18 protein-coding genes are annotated in these 19,399 nt (G+C 66.4%); 14 read left to right on the top strand and 4 right to left on the bottom strand.

Annotated features, from left to right (window positions below; translation table 11 throughout):
• Window positions 1-30: 30 nt before the first annotated feature.
• Window positions 31-1,158, bottom strand: a complete 1,128-nt coding sequence (locus M3I56_RS05240) for a regulator (protein WP_254352846.1) — start codon at window positions 1,156-1,158, stop codon at window positions 31-33.
• A 319-nt stretch (window positions 1,159-1,477) separates the two neighbouring features.
• Here M3I56_RS05240 and M3I56_RS05235 point away from each other — a divergent pair, with 319 nt between their 5' ends.
• From M3I56_RS05235 to ftsB, 9 genes are all read left to right on the top strand, one after another.
• Entirely contained in the window at window positions 1,478-2,731 is a 1,254-nt protein-coding gene (locus M3I56_RS05235; protein WP_254352845.1) for a lipoprotein-releasing ABC transporter permease subunit, read from the top strand.
• Window positions 2,724-3,455, top strand: a complete 732-nt coding sequence (lolD, locus tag M3I56_RS05230) for a lipoprotein-releasing ABC transporter ATP-binding protein LolD (protein WP_254352844.1) — start codon at window positions 2,724-2,726, stop codon at window positions 3,453-3,455. Before M3I56_RS05235 ends, lolD begins: the two co-directional genes overlap by 8 nt.
• A 21-nt stretch (window positions 3,456-3,476) precedes the next feature.
• Window positions 3,477-4,265, top strand: coding sequence for a TatD family hydrolase (locus tag M3I56_RS05225; protein WP_254352843.1), 789 nt, complete (start codon window positions 3,477-3,479; stop codon window positions 4,263-4,265).
• A 90-nt stretch (window positions 4,266-4,355) separates the two neighbouring features.
• Window positions 4,356-6,992, top strand: coding sequence for a DNA internalization-related competence protein ComEC/Rec2 (locus tag M3I56_RS05220; RefSeq protein WP_254352842.1), 2,637 nt, complete (start codon window positions 4,356-4,358; stop codon window positions 6,990-6,992).
• Between the two features lie 76 nt (window positions 6,993-7,068).
• On the top strand, window positions 7,069-7,872 hold the full coding sequence (locus M3I56_RS05215) for an alpha/beta fold hydrolase (protein WP_254352841.1): 804 nt from the start codon (window positions 7,069-7,071) through the stop codon (window positions 7,870-7,872).
• Between the two features lie 139 nt (window positions 7,873-8,011).
• Window positions 8,012-9,673, top strand: a complete 1,662-nt coding sequence (locus M3I56_RS05210; protein WP_254352840.1) for a CTP synthase — start codon at window positions 8,012-8,014, stop codon at window positions 9,671-9,673.
• Window positions 9,670-10,524, top strand: a complete 855-nt coding sequence (gene kdsA / locus M3I56_RS05205) for a 3-deoxy-8-phosphooctulonate synthase (protein WP_254352839.1) — start codon at window positions 9,670-9,672, stop codon at window positions 10,522-10,524. The genes M3I56_RS05210 and kdsA overlap by 4 nt, the downstream gene beginning before the upstream one ends.
• 278 nt (window positions 10,525-10,802) lie before the next feature.
• A complete protein-coding gene (eno, locus tag M3I56_RS05200; RefSeq protein WP_028216897.1) occupies window positions 10,803-12,086 on the top strand; it encodes a phosphopyruvate hydratase in 1,284 nt (427 codons plus the stop codon).
• 101 nt (window positions 12,087-12,187) lie between these two features.
• Complete coding sequence (ftsB, locus tag M3I56_RS05195) at window positions 12,188-12,610, top strand: cell division protein FtsB (protein WP_028204154.1); 423 nt, start codon at window positions 12,188-12,190, stop codon at window positions 12,608-12,610.
• 108 nt (window positions 12,611-12,718) lie between these two features.
• On the opposite strand, the gene M3I56_RS05190 is transcribed toward ftsB, so the two are convergent.
• The 3 genes from M3I56_RS05190 to M3I56_RS05180 form a co-directional block, all read right to left on the bottom strand.
• Window positions 12,719-13,120, bottom strand: a complete 402-nt coding sequence (locus M3I56_RS05190) for a hypothetical protein (protein ID WP_254352838.1) — start codon at window positions 13,118-13,120, stop codon at window positions 12,719-12,721.
• A gap of 189 nt (window positions 13,121-13,309) precedes the next feature.
• Complete coding sequence (gene hslO / locus M3I56_RS05185) at window positions 13,310-14,272, bottom strand: Hsp33 family molecular chaperone HslO (RefSeq protein ID WP_028204152.1); 963 nt, start codon at window positions 14,270-14,272, stop codon at window positions 13,310-13,312.
• Between the two features lie 66 nt (window positions 14,273-14,338).
• Window positions 14,339-14,863, bottom strand: coding sequence for a gamma carbonic anhydrase family protein (locus M3I56_RS05180; protein WP_254352837.1), 525 nt, complete (start codon window positions 14,861-14,863; stop codon window positions 14,339-14,341).
• 189 nt (window positions 14,864-15,052) lie between these two features.
• Here M3I56_RS05180 and M3I56_RS05175 point away from each other — a divergent pair, with 189 nt between their 5' ends.
• The 5 genes from M3I56_RS05175 to M3I56_RS05155 all read left to right on the top strand — a co-directional run bounded on the left by M3I56_RS05175 (window position 15,053) and on the right by M3I56_RS05155 (window position 19,396).
• A complete protein-coding gene (locus tag M3I56_RS05175; RefSeq protein WP_254352836.1) occupies window positions 15,053-15,958 on the top strand; it encodes a ferritin-like domain-containing protein in 906 nt (301 codons plus the stop codon).
• 75 nt (window positions 15,959-16,033) lie between these two features.
• Window positions 16,034-16,933, top strand: coding sequence for an alpha/beta fold hydrolase (locus tag M3I56_RS05170; RefSeq protein WP_254352835.1), 900 nt, complete (start codon window positions 16,034-16,036; stop codon window positions 16,931-16,933).
• Window positions 16,934-17,035: 102 nt separating this feature from the next.
• Window positions 17,036-17,866: a 3',5'-nucleoside bisphosphate phosphatase gene (locus M3I56_RS05165; RefSeq protein WP_254352834.1), complete on the top strand. Its 831-nt coding sequence runs from the start codon at window positions 17,036-17,038 to the stop codon at window positions 17,864-17,866.
• A gap of 164 nt (window positions 17,867-18,030) precedes the next feature.
• Window positions 18,031-18,669 (top strand): L-threonylcarbamoyladenylate synthase, encoded by a 639-nt coding sequence (locus M3I56_RS05160; RefSeq protein WP_254352833.1) that lies wholly within the window; start codon window positions 18,031-18,033, stop codon window positions 18,667-18,669.
• Between the two features lie 61 nt (window positions 18,670-18,730).
• Window positions 18,731-19,396, top strand: coding sequence for a site-2 protease family protein (locus M3I56_RS05155; RefSeq protein WP_254352832.1), 666 nt, complete (start codon window positions 18,731-18,733; stop codon window positions 19,394-19,396).
• Window positions 19,397-19,399 lie beyond the last annotated feature (3 nt).

Here is a 19,399-nt window from a genome sequence, read left to right as displayed (position 1 = left end):
AGAGCGCGGAAAAAAGAAGTCATTCGGGGATCATTCGATAAAGAGCGACGCGAACAGGCGGCGTCGCCAGAATTTGCGCAAATCGCCGCGCGTGATGGACAGCGTGACCGAGCCGGTGTCGCCGCACAGCGTGAGGTCGAGCGCGGCGAGCGCGCCCGTTTGCAGCGCCGTGAGCGCGGGCGTGAACCAGTCGCGTTCCAGTTGAGCGAACGCTGCGTTCCAGCGGCCCCAGTCCTGCTGGATGAACGCCGCCGAGAACGGATCGAGCTCGACGAGCGTCGCGCCTGTGCCCGAACCGTTGTTGAGCGCGGCTGCGAGGGCGGCGAAGGTCGCCGGCGCGGCACCGACTTCCGCCTGCGCGGCGAGCGCCAGGCCGCGCGTGGCGGCCGCATCGGAGCGCACCCGCGCATACGGGCTCGTGACGGTGCGCAGCGCGCCCTGGCCGTGGAACCAGATCGAGTTGACGGCGGGCAGACCGCGCGCCTCGCGGGCCTCGTTCACAGGATGCTCGAACCACGCCATCTGCACTTCGTTCTGCACCTTCATCCAGGCGCGCGAACGCTGGCCCGAATGGGCCTCGTGCGGCAGCCAGATCTCGATGTTGCGGCCGCTCGCGCGCAAGGGCGACGCACCCGCGAGCGTGCCGAACGCTTCCGACGAGAGATACCAGCGCCGCGGCGTGGGAGCCTCGATGCGCACGCCCAGTTCTTCGATCAGCGGGCGGGCGACGGTGTAGAGCGTGGCGGCGTCGGCGTCGGCGAGCTCCAGCGAGGCGGGGTCGATCAGCACCAGGTGATCGTGCGCGATGCGCACGTGCACGGGCTGTACGCACGCCCACGTGGCGTCGCCGGGCGTGCCGCCATCGGCGAGCAGCATGTAGGGCGCAAGCGGCGCTTCGTCGTCGGCGGCCGGCGCGGGTTGTGCGTTGTTTGCGCTCGCCGGACCCAGCGCGCCGAACTGGCGCGCGACCCAGCGCTCGTGCGGCAGCGTACGCTGGAAGTCTTCGCCGATCACCTGCTCGCCGAGCGTCGCGCGCGCAACCAGTTTCGCGAGCGCCGGGTATTCGAGGCCAGCGAGCGCGGTGGAGGCGGCCGCAGCGGACGGCAAGGCAAAGGGGACGAGGAGGTGGAGTCGGTCGGCGGGCATGATGGTGCGCATTGTACTTCGGCGCTCCGTGCGCCGGGCGCCCCTCGGGGGTGCCGCAACGGCCCCGCGTTGACCCGTTATGCTGGCGCTGCGGCACTTGTGGGCGAATTGCGGCTCGAAGCAGAGGGCGGGCAATCGCCCCCCGGGGCGACGGTGCTCCCGCGCGAAAGTCCGCGGGAACTCCGTCGAATATCCGTGACCCGCCGCCAGTGTGGCAAACTTCGCGGTTGATCGCTGCCCGACCCGGCACGATATTCTCCTGCCGTCCGGCGCGCACTGGCCCCAGGGTCGATACGGCGCCGGAGCGCAACGAAGACGCAAAAGGATTCGCTTGAAACTTCCCTACGAATGGCAGATAGGCTGGCGCTACACCCGCGCCGGCAAACGCACGACCGGCAACGGGTTCATCTCGTTCATCGCGCTCATTTCGATGTCGGGCATCGCACTCGGCGTCGCGGCGCTGATCGTCGTGCTCTCGGTGATGAACGGCTTCCAGCGCGACGTGCGCGACCGCATGCTCTCCGTGCTCGCGCACATCGAGATCTTTTCGCCCACGGGCACGATGCCCGACTGGCAGCTCACCGCGAAGGAAGCGAAGACCAATCCTGAAGTCATCGGCGCGGCGCCTTACGTGGACGCCCAGGCGCTGCTCACGCGCGGCGACAGCGTAAACGGCGTCGCGCTGCGCGGCATCGAGCCTTCCGAGGAGCCGCAGGTTTCGGACATCGGTAAGGAAATGAAGGCGGGCAGCCTGAACGATCTCACGCCCGGCAGCTTCGGCATCGTGCTCGGCGCGGATCTCGCCGTGAACCTGGGCGTGACGGTGGGCGACAAGGTCACGCTCGTCGCGCCCGAGGGTTCGATCACGCCGGCCGGCATGTTGCCGCGCCTGAAGCAGTTCACGGTGATGGGCGTGTTCGAGTCGGGCCACTACGAGTACGACAGCACGCTCGCACTCACCAACATCCGCGACGCCGAAGTGCTTTATCGCTTAGGCGCGCCAAGCGGCGTGCGCCTGCGCCTGAAGGACATGCAGCGCGCACCGGCGGTGGCGCGCCAGCTCGTGCATACGCTCTCGGGCGACCTCTATATCCGCGACTGGACGCAGCAGAACAAGACCTGGTTCTCGGCCGTGCAGATCGAAAAACGCATGATGTTCATCATTCTCACGCTCATCATCGCGGTCGCGGCGTTCAATCTCGTTTCGTCTCTCGTCATGACCGTCACCAACAAGCAGGCCGATATCGCGATCCTGCGTACGCTCGGCGCGCAGCCTGGCTCGATCATGAAGATCTTCGTCGTGCAGGGCGTGACGATCGGCTTCGTGGGCACGGCCATCGGCATCGCGCTCGGTTGCCTGATCGCGTGGAGCATTCCATGGAGCGTGCCGGCGATCGAGCATCTGCTTGGCATTCAGTTCCTGCCGCCTTCGGTTTATTTCATCAGCGAGCTGCCTTCGGAACTCGTGGCTTCCGACGTGATGCGCATCGGCGTGATCGCGTTCGTGCTGTCCGCGCTCGCCACGCTCTATCCGAGCTGGCGCGCGGCCAAGGTTCGTCCCGCGGAGGCGCTGCGCTATGAATGACCGTCAATCGCTCATCGCCGCGGCGGGCGACTATCCGTACGTGCTCGAAGCGCACGGCGTCTCGAAGGTGTTTGGCCAGGGCCCGCTTGCGGTGCAGGTGCTGCACGACACCGATCTGAAAGTGAAGCGCGGCGAGAAGCTCGCTGTGGTGGGCGCGTCGGGTTCGGGCAAAAGCACGCTGCTGCACGTGCTCGGCGGCCTCGACGAGCCGGGCGCGGGCAAGGTCTCGGTGCTCGGCAAGCCGTTCACCGAGCTATCCGAGCGCGAGCGCAACGAACTGCGCAATCGCGCGCTGGGCTTCGTCTATCAGTTCCACCATCTGCTGCCGGAGTTTTCGGCGCTCGACAACGTGGCGATGCCGCTGCGCATTCGCCGCATGACGCAGGAAGACGCGCGGGCCGAGGCGATGCAGATCCTCGAACGCGTAGGCCTCTCGCATCGCGCGCGCAACCGGCCGGGCGAGTTGTCGGGCGGCGAGCGCCAGCGCGTGGCCATCGCGCGCGCGCTCGTGACGAAGCCCGCTTGTGTGCTCGCCGACGAGCCCACGGGCAACCTCGACGGCGCGACGGCGGATAACGTCTTCAACCTGATGCTCGAACTCTCCGACCAGTTCGATACGAGCTTCGTGATCGTCACGCACGATTCCGACCTCGCGGCGCGCTGCGATCGCATCGTGCGCCTGCGCGACGGCATGCTGCAAGAGGAACCGGTCGTACCGGTCTGAGCCTTTTCGCGAGCGAGCGCCATGTGGACCGACACGCACTGCCATCTCGATGCCGCCGAGTTCGACGCCGACCGCGACGCGGTCGCGTCGGCGGCGCACGCGGCGGGCGTGTCGCGCATCGTGATCCCGGCGGTGGCGCGCGAGAACTTCGAAGTGGTGCGCGCGCTCGCGCATCGCACCGGGGGCGCGGTCTACGCGCTCGGCATCCACCCGCTTTATACGCCGCAGGCGCGTGACGAAGACCTTGATGTGTTGCGCCGCGAGATCGAGGCGAGTCTCGATGATCCGCGCTTCGTCGGCATCGGCGAGATCGGGCTCGATTACTTCGTGCCGGGGCTCGACGAGGCCCGTCAACAGCACTTCTACGATGCCCAGCTGCGCCTTGCGCGCGAGTTCGGCTTGCCGGCGATCTGCCATGTGCGCAAGTCGCAGGACCAGGTGCTCAAGGGGCTGCGCCGCAATGGCGTGAGAAGCGGTATCGCGCATGCGTTCAACGGCAGCTTCCAGCAGGCGCGAGCGTTCATCGATCAAGGGATGCATCTGGGCTTCGGCGGCAATGTGACGTTCGAGCGCGCGCTGCAGATCCGCAGGCTCGCGCAGCAGTTGCCGCTCGAGGCAATCGTCATGGAAACCGATGCGCCGGATATCTCACCCGCCTGGCTTTATCGCGCGCGCAACACGCCCGACCAGGTGCCGCACATCGGCGCCGTGCTCGCGGGCTTGAGGGGCTTGAGCCCCGCGGAACTCGCACTTGGCACGACGGCTAACGCGGCGGCTGCGTTGCCGCGGCTCGCGCTTTCGTCTGCATAATCGTTTCCAGGGTGGCGTGCATAACGCGCATTGAGCGCGGCGCGATTGACGTGGTCCGTGCATTCAGCCCCCTCGTTGCGAGGAGGCAGGATGCGGGCGATAGGGTGCGGGTTTGCGCTGGGCGTGATTGCCTTGCAGCGACAGGCTGCGTTACCGGGGGCGGGCGCGTGGGTCTGGCTCGTTCTGGCAACCGTACTTGCGGCCGGGTGGGCGGCATGGGCGCTGGGCGCGGCCCAACCGGCGGATGAATCTCACGAAGCGTCTCGCCGGGTGTTCGGCTTGTCTTGCTGGCGACGCTGGCGCATCGCGAGCGGCTGGGCGGCGGTGTGGTTTGCGGCCGGATGCGCGGGCTTTGGCTACGCGGCATGGCGCGCCGAAGCGCGACTTGCAGAGGCGCTTCCGGCTGCCTGGCAGGCGCGCGACATAGGCATCACCGGCTATATCTCCAGCTTGCCTTCTTACGGCGCGAACGGCGTGAGCTTCCTCTTTCGTGTCGAATCCTGGGAAACGCACAAAGCCGCTACGCCGCTGCCGCATCTGATTCAATTGTCGTGGGTGGCGCGCGAGGCGCCGCTGCCGCCGCTCGTGCCCGGCGCGCGCTGGCGCCTTGCCGTGCGGCTCAAACGCCCGCATGGAAACGGCAACTTCGGCCTGCGCGACGCGGAAGCCGCGCTGCTCGCGCGCGGCGTGCGCGCCAACGGCTATGTAAGCGATCCCCAGCATGCCGTGCGTCTGCCCGTTGACGCAACCGGCATCGGCGTGCGCATCGAGCGTGCGCGCGCCGCGCTGCGTGCGCGCGTCGACGCGGTGCTCGGCGATGCGCCGCATCGCGGCATCGTCGTCGCGCTCGCAATCGGCGCGCAGGACGCGATCAGCGATGCGGACAGGCGTCTCATGCGCAATACGGGCACGAGCCATCTGGTGGCGATTTCCGGGCTGCATCTCGCGTTCGTCGCGGGGCTCGCAGGGTGGGGCGCGGGCGCGCTGTGGCGGCGCGCGCGCTGGTGCGGCGTCGAGGCGCCGCTCATCGTGCCCGCGCAGAAGGTAGCCGTTGCGGGCGCACTGCTCGCGGCGGGAGTCTATGCCGCGCTCGCCGGCTTCAATGTGCCGGTGCAGCGCGCGCTCTGGATGCTGGCGGTCGTTGCGCTCGCGCTGTTCGCCGGGCGCGAGGTCGCGCGCTCGCACGTGCTCGCGTGGGCGCTCGGGCTTGTGCTGCTGCGCGATCCGTGGGCGGTGACGGCAGCCGGCTTCTGGCTCTCGTTTTGCGCGGTCGGGGCGATCCTGTTCGCGGCGAGTGGCGTGCCGCGCTTGCACACGGACGCGCCGCAGGATTCTGCCGCCGACGCCGCCGATCCGATGCGCGACCGAACTGAACCATTGGCGGGGCCAACCGCGCGCGACGGCCGGCTGCGACGTCTCGCGGCCATGATTTTTCCGGCCGGCGGCTGGCGTGGGGCGATACGACGTCTTGCGTCACGCCTCGGCGATAGCGCTCGCGTGCAGTGGGCCGTGACGCTGGCGCTCGCGCCGCTCACGGCATACTGGTTCGCGCAAATACCGCTCGTCGGTCCGCTCGCCAACGCGCTTGCGATTCCCTGGGTGAGCATGCTCGTCACGCCGCTGGTCATCGCGAGCGCAGCGCTGCCCGCGCCGATCGACGCACTTGCGCTGCGCGTGGCGCATACCTGCCTCGATTGGCTGGTCGTGGCGCTGAGCGCTATGGAGAGCCTGCCGTGGGCGGTTCTGCGGTTGCCGCAACCCGGAGTGTGGCCGCTCGCCTGTGCTGCCTTGGGCGTCGTTTGGTGGCTTGCGCCGCGCGGCTGGCCGCTGCGCTGGATCGCGCCCTTCACGTGGCTGCCGTTACTGGTGCCTGCGCCCACGGGCCCCCAGCCGGGCGCTTTCCGGCTCACGGCGCTCGACATTGGGCAGGGCACATCGGTGCTGGTCGAAACCGCCCGGCATCGCCTGCTTTTCGACGCGGGCCCGGGCCCCGAGTCCACGCAGGCGGGCGAGCGCATCGTCGTTCCGTATCTGCAGGCGCACGGCATAGGGCGCCTCGATGCGCTGATGATCAGCCACGACGACTCCGATCATTCGGGCGGCGCGCAAGCTGTGCTCGATGCCGTCGACGTAGGGACATTCGTGGCCGGCATCCTGCCCGCGCATCCGCTTTGGGCGAGCGCGCGCACAAAGAGCGCGCAGATCGTGCAATGCGCCGCGGGCCAGCGCTGGCAATGGGACGGCGTCGACTTCGAGGTGCTGTGGCCCGACCCCGGGCCGCTCGCGGGCAAACCCAATGCGCATTGCTGCGTCCTGCGGGTGACAACGGCGGCAAGCGCCGTGTCCGACGCGCAAGACGGCCCGATTTCCGCGCTGCTCGCCGCCGACATCGAAGCGGGCGACGAACGCACGCTGGTCGCGCGCGACCCTGTGCGGCTGCGCTCACAGGTGCTGGTCGTGCCGCACCACGGCAGCCGCAGCTCGTCGACTGAACCGTTCCTCGATTCTGTCTGGCCGCTCGTCGCGATATTTCAGGTAGGCTATCTGAACCGCTTTCATCACCCGCATCCGGGCGTCTACGCGCGCTACGCGGCCCGCCACATCGTGCTCGCGCGCAGCGACGCGGATGGCGCCGCGCGGGTCGAGGCGCGACCCGGCGCACTCGCCGTCGAGCGCTTTCGCGATACGCAGCGGCGCTACTGGATGGACCTGCCAACGCAGGACTGACGCGCCGGGCCAATAGCAGCGTGAGCGAAAGCGCGAACGACGAACGAGATCAACAAAATAGAGAGACACGCCGCCTTTGAAAAACGTCATCCATTTCTCGCACGCGAACGGCTTTCCGGCCTCGACGTATCGTACGTTCTTCGCCGAACTGGGCGACAACTACGAACTGCGCTACATCGAGCGCATCGGGCACGACCCGCGCTTTCCCGTCACGCGCGACTGGCCGCATCTGGTCGAGCAACTGCTCGACGACATTGGGCGCACCTACGAAGAGCCCGTCTGGCTCGTCGGCCATTCGCTCGGTGGCTATCTGTCGCTGATGGCCGCGCTGAAAAAGCCGCAGTGGGTCAAGGGCGTCGTGATGCTCGATTCGCCCGTGATCGCGGGGTGGCGCAGCAGCATGCTGCGAGTCTCGCAGTGGACCGGCCTTGACGAGCGCCTGTCGCCCGCCGTCGCCACGCGCACGCGCCGCACGAACTGGGCGAGCCGCGACGAGGCCTGGCGGCATTTCCATTCGAAGGCGGCGTTCGCGCGCTGGGACGAGCGCGTGCTGTCCGACTATGTCGACTTCGGCATTCCTCAGACCTCGGTCGACGGCGGCCGCACGCTCGCCTTCGACCGCCTGACCGAATACATGATTTACCGCACGCTGCCGCACACGCTCGGCGCGCGGCTCGTGCACGGGTCGCCCGTGCCGGTGAGCTTCGTCGCGGGCACGCAGTCGCGTGAAGTCCGCCAGGTCGGGCTTGCGGCAACACGGCGCATCGCCGGCGAGCGCTTCGAGTGGATCGAGGGCAGCCATCTGTATCCCATGGAGCGTCCGATCGAGACCGCGCGCGCGGTGCAGCGCATGCTTTACGCCATGGAAAACGGAGCCTGAGCGGCCGCTTCCCGGCGTGGTTGCTTGCACGGCAGGGTAGAGCGCGGGGCAACGCGCCGCGCGTCGTTTCTGCCCGCTCAAAATTCAGGGTTAGCCCTTGCTTTCAGGTATAATCCGTTTTTCCCGCGAGCATCCAGCGATGACCAAATATGTTTTCGTCACCGGCGGCGTAGTTTCCTCCCTTGGCAAGGGTATTGCCGCCGCCTCCCTCGCCGCGATCCTCGAATCGCGCGGTCTGAAAGTCACCCTCCTCAAGCTCGATCCCTACATCAACGTCGACCCCGGCACGATGAGTCCGTTTCAGCACGGCGAAGTGTTCGTGACGGAAGACGGAGCGGAAACCGACCTCGACCTTGGCCACTATGAGCGCTTCATCTCCACGAAGATGCGCAAGGCCAACAACTTCACCACGGGCCAGATCTACGAATCGGTGATCCGCAAGGAACGCCGCGGCGACTATCTGGGCAAGACCGTGCAGGTCATTCCGCACATCACGAACGAGATCCAGGCATTCATCGAACGCGGCGCCGCATCGGCGACGTGCGGCGAGCCGGATGTCGCGATCGTCGAAGTGGGCGGCACGGTGGGCGACATCGAATCGCTGCCGTTCCTCGAGGCCGCGCGTCAGATGAGCCTGCGTCTTGGCCGCAACAGCGCGTGCTTCGTGCACCTCACGCTGGTGCCGTTCATCGCCACGGCGGGTGAACTCAAGACCAAGCCCACGCAGCACAGCGTGCAGAAGCTGCGCGAAATCGGTATCTATCCGAACGTGCTGCTGTGCCGCGCCGACCGCCGCATTCCCGACGACGAGCGCTCGAAGATCTCGATGTTCTCGAACGTGCCCGAAGACGCCGTGATCTCGGTGTGGGACGCCGACAGCATCTACAAGATCCCGCAGATGCTGCACGACCAGGGCCTCGACTCGATCGTCTGCGACGAACTGAAGCTCTCCGCGAAGCCGGCCGATCTGTCGATCTGGGCGGAAATGGTCGAGAAGCTCGAGCATCCGAAGCACGAAGTCACGATCGGCATGGTCGGCAAGTACGTCGACCTGACCGAGTCGTACAAGTCGCTTATCGAAGCGCTGCGTCACGCGTCGATCAAGACCTCGGCGAAGGTGAACATCGAGTACATCGACTCCGAGCAGATCGACGAAGAGGGTGTCGAGAGCCTCAAGCATCTCGACGCGATCCTCGTGCCGGGCGGTTTCGGCCGTCGCGGCACCGAAGGCAAGATCAAGGCCATCCAGTACGCTCGCGAAGCGAAGGTGCCGTACCTCGGCATCTGCCTCGGCATGCAGCTCGCCGTCATCGAATTCGCGCGCGACGTGGTGGGCCTGAAGCACGCGAACAGCACGGAATTCGATCCGGACACGCCCGACCGTGTCGTCGCGCTCATCACCGAATGGGCCGACCGAGAAGGCAAGGTCGAGAAGCGCACCGAAGACTCGGACCTCGGCGGCACGATGCGGCTGGGTTCGCAGCGCTGCCCGATCAAGCCCGGCACGCTGGCAGCAGAGATCTATGGCAAGGACGTGAACGAGCGTCACCGCCACCGTTATGAAGTCAATAACGGCTACGTGCCCAAGCTCGAGGCGGGCGGCCTCATCATCAGCGCCCGTACCCCGAGCGAAGACCTGCCGGAAATGATGGAGCTGCCGCGCGATATGCACCCGTGGTTCGTCGGCGTCCAGTTCCACCCGGAATTCACGTCCACGCCGCGTGACGGCCATCCGCTGTTCAAGGCATACGTCGAAGCGGCGGTCGCGCACCAGCAGGCGCACGCTGAGGAGAAAGCATGAACCTGTGCGGTTTCGAGGTTGGCCTCGACAAGCCGTTCTTCCTGATCGCAGGCACCTGTGTCGTCGAATCTGAGCAGATGACGATCGACACGGCGGGCCGCCTGAAGGAAATCACGTCGAAGCTTGGCATCCCGTTCATCTACAAGTCGTCCTACGACAAGGCCAATCGTTCGAGCGGCAAGTCGTTTCGCGGCCTCGGGATGGACGAGGGCCTGCGCATCCTTTCCGAAGTGAAGCGTCAGCTCGGCGTGCCGGTGCTGACCGACGTGCACTCGGAAGAAGAGATCGGGCCCGTGGCATCGGTCGTGGACGTGCTGCAAACGCCCGCGTTCCTGTGCCGCCAGACCGACTTCATCCACGCGTGCGCGCGCTCGGGCAAGCCTGTCAACATCAAGAAAGGCCAGTTCCTCGCGCCGCACGACATGAAGAACGTGATCGACAAGGCCCGCGAGGCCGCGCGTGAGGCGGGTCTTTCCGAAGACCGCTTCTTCGCCTGTGAGCGCGGTGTTTCGTTCGGTTACAACAACCTCGTCTCGGACATGCGCTCGCTCGCTATCATGCGCGAGACGGGTGCGCCGGTCGTGATGGATGTGACCCACTCGGTGCAGTTGCCGGGCGGGCAGGGCACGAGCTCGGGCGGGCAGCGCGAATTCGTGCCGGTGCTGGCCCGCGCGGCCGTCGCCACGGGCGTGGCAGGTCTCTTCATGGAGACGCACCCGAACCCCGCGCAGGCGAAGTCCGACGGCCCGAACGCCGTACCGCTGAACCGCATGGCCGACCTGCTCGAAACCCTCGTGACGCTCGACCAGGCGGTCAAGCGCACGCCGTTCCTCGAGAACGACTTCAGCTGAGCCGGGAATTACGCAGTACGGCGCGCCGCTTCGATTGCATGAGCGGCGCGATGGAGGAGCGGCGCGGCGCAACGCACCGCGCTCGATGTACAAGGCAGCGTGGCAGCGCATCGGTCACGGGAACGTGAGCGTCGCGCTGCGGCAAGTTGAACCTGGCGAGCGCGCAGCCTGTCCCATGTGACGGTGTGCCCCGAACGAGCATAGAAACTTTGCCTCGCGGGCCGATGCAGCAGGCGGCGCAGCTCGCGCAAGAATTACTGTCATTTCCTGAGGAAACCATGAGTGCAATCGTAGATATCATCGGTCGCGAGATTCTGGATTCGCGCGGCAATCCCACCGTCGAATGCGACGTGCTGCTCGAATCGGGCACGATGGGCCGCGCGGCAGTGCCGTCGGGCGCATCCACGGGCTCGCGCGAAGCGATCGAACTGCGCGACGGCGAAGCCGGCCGCTACAACGGCAAGGGCGTGCTGAAGGCCGTCGAGCACATCAACACCGAAATCTCCGAGGCGATCATGGGCCTCGACGCGTCGGAACAAGCCTTCCTCGACAAGACCCTGCTCGAGCTCGACGGCACCGACAACAAGTCGCGCCTCGGCGCAAACGCCATGCTGGCCGTTTCGATGGCCGTCGCGAAGGCTGCCGCTGAAGAAGCCGGCCTGCCGCTGTACCGCTACTTCGGCGGCTCGGGCGCGATGCAGCTGCCGGTCCCGATGATGAACATCGTCAACGGCGGCGCGCACGCGAACAACAGCCTCGATATTCAGGAATTCATGATCGTGCCGGTGAGCCAGCCGACCTTCCGTGAAGCGCTGCGTTGCGGCGCGGAAGTGTTCCACGCGCTCAAGAAGATCCTCTCGGATCGCGGCATGAGCACGGCCGTCGGTGACGAAGGCGGCTTCGCGCCGAATTTCGGCAGCAACGACGAGTGCCTCTCGACCATCCTGCAAGCCATCGAGAAGGCCGGCTACCGCGCCGGTGAAGACGTCCTGCTCGCGCTCGACTGCGCAGCGAGCGAGTTCTACCACGACGGCAAGTACCAGCTCGCGGGCGAAGGCCTGCAACTGTCGTCGGCCGAATTCGCCGACTACCTCGCAACGCTCGCCGACAAGTTCCCGATCGTCTCGATCGAAGACGGCATGCACGAGTCCGATTGGGCCGGCTGGAAGCTGCTGACCGACAAGCTCGGCAAGAAGGTCCAGCTCGTGGGCGACGACCTGTTCGTGACCAACACGCGCATCCTGAAGGAAGGCATCGAGAAGGGCATCGCCAACTCGATCCTGATCAAGATCAACCAGATCGGCACGCTGACGGAAACCTTCGCGGCAATTGAGATGGCCAAGCGCGCCGGTTACACGGCCGTGATCTCGCACCGCTCGGGCGAAACCGAAGACTCGACGATCGCCGACATCGCCGTGGGCCTGAACGCGGGTCAGATCAAGACCGGTTCGCTCTCGCGCAGCGACCGCATCTCGAAGTACAACCAGCTGCTGCGCATCGAGGAAGATCTCGGTGATATCGCCAGCTACCCGGGCAAGTCGGCGTTCTATAACCTCCGCTAAGCGGACCCAGCGCCGGCAGCAGCCTTGCTGTCACCCTTCGTCATCTCTCTCCGCCGCCCTGCGTATAGCGCAGGGCGGCGTGTATTTATCCGGCACCTTTCATGCGGCTTGTCACTGTCGTTCTGATCATCCTGCTTGTGCTGATCCAGTACCCGCTCTGGTGGGGCCATGGTGGTTGGCTGCGTGTCCACGAACTGCAGCAGCAACTCGCGCAGCAGCAAAAGCAGAACGACGACGAGAAACTGCGCAACGAACGCATTGCGGGCGAAGTGCAGGATCTGCAGAGCGGCACGGCGGCGGTCGAGGAGCGTGCCCGCTATGAGATGGGCATGGTGAAGGACAGCGAGGTGTTCGTGCAGTTCGTTTCGCCGAACCAGACGCCGCCGGTTACGCCGAGCGGCTCGTCGAATACCTCGACGCGCGGCGAGATGTCGGCGGCGCCGGTGAGGGTGGTGCCGAACCCCGTTTCGCGTGTGCCCGAGAAGAAGCACGGGCACGGGAAGGAAGCGAAGAAGGCGGGTTGAGTGCCGCGCTTGCGCTGAGCAGGTGGGCAAGCAAGGCAGCAAACAAAAGGCGTGGCATCGAGCCGCGCCTTTTTTCGTCGTGAGCGTTCGCGGCGCGACGCCGCGCGATTACCAGCCCCAACCTGGATAGCCGTAGCCAATCCCCGTACCCCAGCCGTGCCCCCAACCGCCGCTGTAATAGCTGCCGTAGACGGTGACCGGCGGCGCGTACGCGCGCGACCAGGCTTGCGCCGCGGCTTCCGCGGCCATGGCGTTGTCCTGTTCGGCGAGCACCTGACGGTCGATCGCGTCGTAGCGCGCTTTTTCGTCGGGCGTGAGCACGGGTGCGGTAACCGGGAGGCCCGACTGCGCCGGGGGCAGTCGGCTGTAGATCGGCGACGGGCCCGGCGGGTCCATCATGCAGCCGCTCGTCGACGCAACGGCCGCGCCGAGCGTCGTGAGTACGAGCAACGCGCTCACACGCGGCCTGCGGTCACGCAATGGACGTACGAAGCGCTTGTTCTTGATCATGCTCCTCTCCATCTGTCGGACGCCTAAGCAATTTGGGATGAAGGCAGGTCCGCATACCGATCCGGTCCCCGGGCCTGTCGACGTGCTGCTGCCCAGGGCGGCGACGCAACCCGCGTTGTGCCGCATCGGCGTGATCGCCTCAGTGTGCCCTGGTGCGCCTCAGTTTGCTTCGGCTTGCTCCAGCTCGCCTCAGTGGCGACGCTCCGCAGCGGGGCTCACGCTTTCTGAGAGCCCCGTCACGGCAAAAAGTTGCGCGACGTCCACGGGGTCGAACTCATAGCGCTGATTGCAGTAGTCGCAATGAATCTCGACATGACCGCGTTCCTCGATCACGCCGTCGACTTCCTCGCGGCCCAGCATCTTGAGCATCGCGCCCACCTTCTCGCGCGAGCACGAACACTGGAAGCGCGGCGCCAGCGGCTCGAAGTGACGCACGTTCTCTTGCCAGAAGAGGCGGCGGAACAAGGTCTCGCCGTCTTCCTTGAGCATTTCGTCGCGCGTGAGCGTGCCGCCGAGCGTGCAGACACGCTCCCAGGTATCGAGGTCGTGCTCGCCCTGGTGCGGCACGATCCCGCCGTCGCCCGGCAGCTTCTGGAGCAGCATGCCGACCGCGCGGTCGTCGTTGGCGGCGAGCCAAAGGCGCGAGTCGAGCTGTTCCGAGTGATGCATGTAATGCTCGAGCACGGCAGCGATCGACTTGAGCGGGCCGTCTTCGCCGTTCAGCGGCACGATGCCCTGGTAGGGCTGCTGGCCCGGTTGCTTTTTCGCGGGGTCGAGCGTGATCACGCAGCGGCCCTGGCCGTCCGGATTCACGAGGTCGGCGAACGTGAGTTCCTCGCCGAGCGGCAGGGCGTTTTCGCCCGTGAAGTCTTCGCCGAGGCGGGCGGTCGCGCGCATCGTCAGATCCGAGCCGCACTGCACGACCAGCATCTTCACGGGGCCGTCGCCGAAGATCTGCATGATCAGCGTGCCGTCGAACTTGAGATTCGCCGAGAGCAACGCGCACGCCGCCATCATCTCGCCGAGCACGGTGCGCACGGGTGCCGGATACTGGCGGCGCTTGAGCACTTCCTGCCACGTGTTGCCCAGCGAGACGATCTCGCCGCGCACTGGCGCTGCGCTGAACATGAATTTTTGCAACTGGTCGTTCACAATCTTTTCCTTCGTTTCAATCGGGGCGGCGCGGCCCGCGCCGCACACGGCGAGAGCGTGGCGCTCTCAACCGATGCGCACGAGCTGCGCCTTGAAATATTCGCGGCGCTGCGCGTAGACATCCGCGTTGCGCTTGAGACCGGCGATGTCGGCCTCGGTCAGCTCACGCACGACCTTGGCCGGCGCGCCGAGAATCAGCGAGTTGTCGGGGAACACCTTGCCTTCCGTGACCACCGCACCCGCGCCAACCAGACAGTTGCGGCCGATTACCGCGCCATTCAAGACCACGGCCTGAATGCCGATCAGTGCGCCTTCCTTCACGGTGCAGCCGTGCAGCATGGCCTGGTGGCCCACGGTCACGTTCGCTTCGAGCGTGAGCGGGTAGCCGGGGTCCGTGTGGAGCACCGCGCCTTCCTGAACGTTGCTGCGCGTGCCGACGGTGATCGGCTCGTTGTCGCCGCGCAGCGTCGCGCCAAACCAGACGCTCGCGTCTTCGGCCAGTTCAACCTTGCCGATGACGACCGCGTTGTCCGCGACGAACACGCTTTCATGAATGGTCGGTGCGGCTTCGCCAAGCTTGTAGATGGCCACGGTGTTGAGTCTCCTATGTCTTTCGGGGCTGCTGCCGGTCTGCGGGCGACGCGCAACGGCTGCGGACGACGCAAGGCAGGTGAATCGCGTATTGTAAACGGTTGCGTGCGCGATCCGCCTGGGGGCTTTTCGGGCGCCCGCGCGCGTCAGCTTTTCAGTCCCGCTTTTCGGTCCCTGTTTCCTCTGCCGATGAATTCCGTTTTCTCCGCCGCCAGCACGAGCGCTGATGTCCCGACACCAACAGATGCCCAGCCCGCCTGTTGGCGCGTCGTGGCGCTCGCCGCGCTGCGCGAATGCGACCCGGTCGTCAAGGCCGATGCGGTGCGCACACTGCACGCGCAAACTCAGGCTCAGGCCGCCACGCCTCGCTGGGAACCGCAACGCGTCATCGCGACGCCGGCCGGCTTGCCTGGCCGCCCCGCCGAGCCACCGCTCGTCGAGCCGCGCGAACTGCAGCGCCGCAGCATGAGTACGCCTCAGGGCCGTGTGGTGCTGCTGCACGCGCTGGCCCACATCGAATTCAACGCGATCAATCTCGCGCTCGACGCGGTCTGGCGCTTCCCCGCCATGCCCGACGGCTTCTACGCCGACTGGCTCAAGGTCGCGGCAGAAGAGGCGTATCACTTCTCGCTGCTGCGCGCGCGGCTCGCCGACTATGGTCACGCATACGGCGACTTCCCCGCGCACAACGGCCTATGGGAAATGTGCGAGCGCACCAGCGCCGACGTCCTCGCGCGCATGGCGCTCGTGCCGCGCGTGCTGGAGGCGCGCGGGCTCGACGCCTCGCCGCCCATCCGCGCGCGCCTGAAACAGGCTGGCGACGATGAATCGGCTGCGATCCTCGACATCATCCTGCGCGACGAAGTGGGACACGTGCGCATCGGCAATCATTGGTTCCGCCACCTGTGCGAGGCACGCGATCTCGACCCGCACGCGGCGTGGCTCGCGCTCGCCGAGCAATACCACGCGCCGCGCATGCGCGGCCCATTCAACTTCGAGGCGCGCCGCTCGGCGGGTTTCGACGAAGCCGAACTGGATACGCTGGCGGCCCAGGACGCCGCGAAGCCGCCAACGGAGCGGCAATCGAACGAATGACCTACCACGAATGACGTACTGCAAGCGCCCAGCGCCTATATAATCGAACGATCATTCTTTTTTGCGGCAGCGCAAATGAATCAATCCCGATCCGAATCCGTCGACGTCAATGGCATCCGGCTGCATGTGCGCCGCTGGGGCGCAGAGGGCGCGCCCGTGCTCTTTATGCTGCACGGCTGGATGGACGTGGCGGCGTCGTTCCAGTTTGTCGTCGATGCGCTGGATGCACGCGGCGGTGACTGGCAGGTCATCGCGCCCGACCTGCGCGGCTTCGGCCTCTCCGACTGGCCCGTTGCGCGGGGACAGGGCAGCAACTACTGGTTCCCCGACTACCTCGCCGATCTCGATGCATTGCTCGCCCACTACGCGCCCGAGGGCCAGGTGGATCTCGTCGGGCATAGTCTCGGCGCGAACATCGTGTGCCTCTATGCGGGCGTGCGGCCCGAGCGCGTGCGCCGCGTGGTCGACCTGGAGGGTTTCGGGCTGCCGGCGCCGTCACCCAGACAGGCACCGGGCCGCATGCGCGAGTGGCTCGACGAAGTGCGCACGCCGCCGCAACTGCGCACGTACGCGTCGCTCGACGAGGTGGCCGCGCGGCTCTTGAAGACCAATCCGCGTCTGATTGCACCGCGCGCGCGCTTCCTCGCAGAACACTGGTCGAAGCCGGACGGCGAGGGCGGCTATGTGCTGCTCGGCGATCCGGCGCACAAAATGCGCGGTCCGCTGCTGTACCAGCTCGACGAGGTGATGGCGATCTGGTCGCAGGTGAGTGCAAAGGTGCTGCACGTCGAAGCGGCCGGCTCTGAGACGCTCGCGCGGATCGCGGGGGCGGTGCCCATCGACGAATTCAAGCAGCGTTTCGAGGCGTTTGCCGATTGGCGCGAACGTATCGTCGACGGGGCGGGGCACATGGTGCACCACGACCAGCCGGAAGAGGTCGCGCGCCTGATCGAGGCGTTCTGCGCGAAAGCGTAAAGCACATCGAGCGCGCATTCGGGCGTCGGCTACGCTTCAGGCGCCGCCCGACGACTTCACTGCGTTGCAGTAAAATGGAGGTTCATCCTTTTCCCGCATCCAATGAACGCCGATCTCCACTGTCACTCCACTGTCTCCGACGGCCAACTGGCCCCGGCTGCCGTCGCGCAGCTGGCGAAAGCGGGTGGCGTGGGCTTGTGGGCGCTCACCGATCATGACGTGCTCGGCGGCCAGCGCGAAGCGCGCGAGGCGGCCGAGGCGCTCGGCATGCGCTATTTGAGCGGCGTCGAGATTTCGGTCACCTGGGCGTCGCGCACGGTGCACATCGTCGGTTTGCACGTGGATCCCGAGTGCGCCGCGCTCGTCGACGGGCTCGCGCGTACGCGTGACGGCCGCGCGGCGCGCGCCGAAGCCATCGGCGAGCGGCTCGGCGAACTCGGCATACCCGACGCGTACGAAGGCGCATTCCAGTACGTCTCGAATCCCGACCTGGTCTCGCGCACCCATTTCGCGCGCTTTCTCGTGGAAAGCGGCCGTGCGCAGAACACCCAGGACGCGTTTTCGCGCTGGCTCGGCGAAGGCAAGCCCGGTTACGTCGCGCACCGCTGGGCCAGGCTCGCCGACGCCGTAGCGTGGATCAAGGCGGCGGGCGGCGAGGCGATCATTGCGCATCCGGGCCGCTATGCTTACACCCAGCTCGAATTCGACACGCTTTTCGGCGAATTCATCGATCTGGGCGGCAAGGCCATCGAAGTCGTCACCGGCAGCCATACGCCCGACCAGTACGCCGAGTACGCGGCCGTTGCGCGGCGCTTTGGCTTCGAGGCGTCGCGCGGTTCGGACTTCCATGCGCCCGGGCCCGACGCGATCGAGCCCGGCACGCTGCCGCCTTTGCCTTCCGATCTCAAGCCTGTCTGGGAGCGATGGCTGTAGGCCGCGCTCGGCGCGTGGCCCACTGATCCCGCCTGTTTGCTGCAAGGCGTTTCGCGCCGGTCAATCCAGCTTTGTCATCGCTTTGTGGTAACTACGTGCAGTCGCCTGCCGTTCTCGCGCATCGTCCCGCTGTTTTCACCGCCATTCGTCAGCTGATTACTGCCATGTCCCAGTTCTTTCGGCTTCACCCAGAAAACCCGCAGCCTCGTCTCGTCAAGCAGGCGGTGGAGATCATCCGCGACGGCGGTGTGATCGCGTTGCCCACCGATTCGAGCTACGCGCTCGCCGCCCGCATCGACGACAAGCACGCCGCCGAGCGCCTGCGCCGCATCCGCGGGCTCGACGAAAAGGCGCTGCTTTCGCTGATGGTGCGGGACCTGTCCGAACTCGCGAACTTCGCCATGGTGGACAACCGCCAATACCGGCTCATCAAGTCGGTGACGCCGGGCCCGTATGTGTTCGTGCTGGTGGCGACGAAGGAAGTGCCGCGGCGCCTCTCGCATCCATCGCGCAAGACGATCGGCCTGCGCGTGCCCGGGCATCCGATACCGCTGGCGATTCTCGAAGAACTGGGCGAGCCGCTGCTTGCCTCCACGCTAATCCTCCCGCCCGACACCGAGCCGCTCAACGACCCCGAGGAGATTCGCGAGCGCCTCGAGAAGCAGGTCGATCTCGTGATCGACGGCGGGGCTTGCCCGTGCGAGCCGTCCACCGTGATCGATCTCACAGGGGAAGAACCGGTGCTCGTGCGGCCGGGGCGGGGCGCGTTGGCACCGTTCGGCATCGAGGAAGAAGAGGCGTGATGAGACATGCGCGGCGCGAACGTGGCCAGAGCGCATTGACGCATTGATACAATAGCCCGCCATGGAAGCCAATCTGATTCAGACAATCGTCGTCTACGCCTTGCCGGTGATCTTCGCGATCACGCTGCACGAAGCCGCGCACGGCTACGTCGCGCGCATGCTCGGCGACAACACCGCGTATGTGCTCGGCCGCGTCTCGTTCAACCCGATGCGCCACATCGACCCGATCGGCACGATCGCCATGCCGCTCGTGCTCTATTTCCTGACGAATGGCGCGTTCGTGTTCGGTTACGCGAAGCCGGTGCCGATCGCCTTCAGCAATCTGCGCAATCCGCGCTGGGGCACCCTGTGGGTCGCGGCGGCCGGCCCGCTGTGCAACTTCGTGCAGGCCATCGTATGGGGCGTGTTCGGCGTGGGACTCGCGGTGCTCGGCGTTGACGAGCCGTTCTTCACGCGCATGGCGGCCGCCGGCGTGGGCGTGAATCTCGTGCTCGGCGTGCTGAACCTCTTTCCGCTGCCGCCGCTCGACGGCGGCCGCGTGCTCGGGGCGCTCTTGCCCACGCGCGCGAGCATTGCGCTCGCCCGTCTCGAGCCCTACGGTTTCATCATCGTGATGGGGTTGCTCGTGAGTGGCATCTTCACGCGATTCTGGCTGCGCCCGCTCGTGAGTCTAGGTTACGACGCGGTCACGGCCATCCTTACCCCTCTTGTGTCGCTCTTTTCATAACAT

This window comes from Paraburkholderia sp. CNPSo 3281, assembly GCF_024206515.1.
Classification (GTDB): Bacteria; Pseudomonadota; Gammaproteobacteria; order Burkholderiales; family Burkholderiaceae; genus Paraburkholderia; species Paraburkholderia nodosa.
This window is presented reverse-complemented; position numbering and strand designations above follow the sequence as displayed.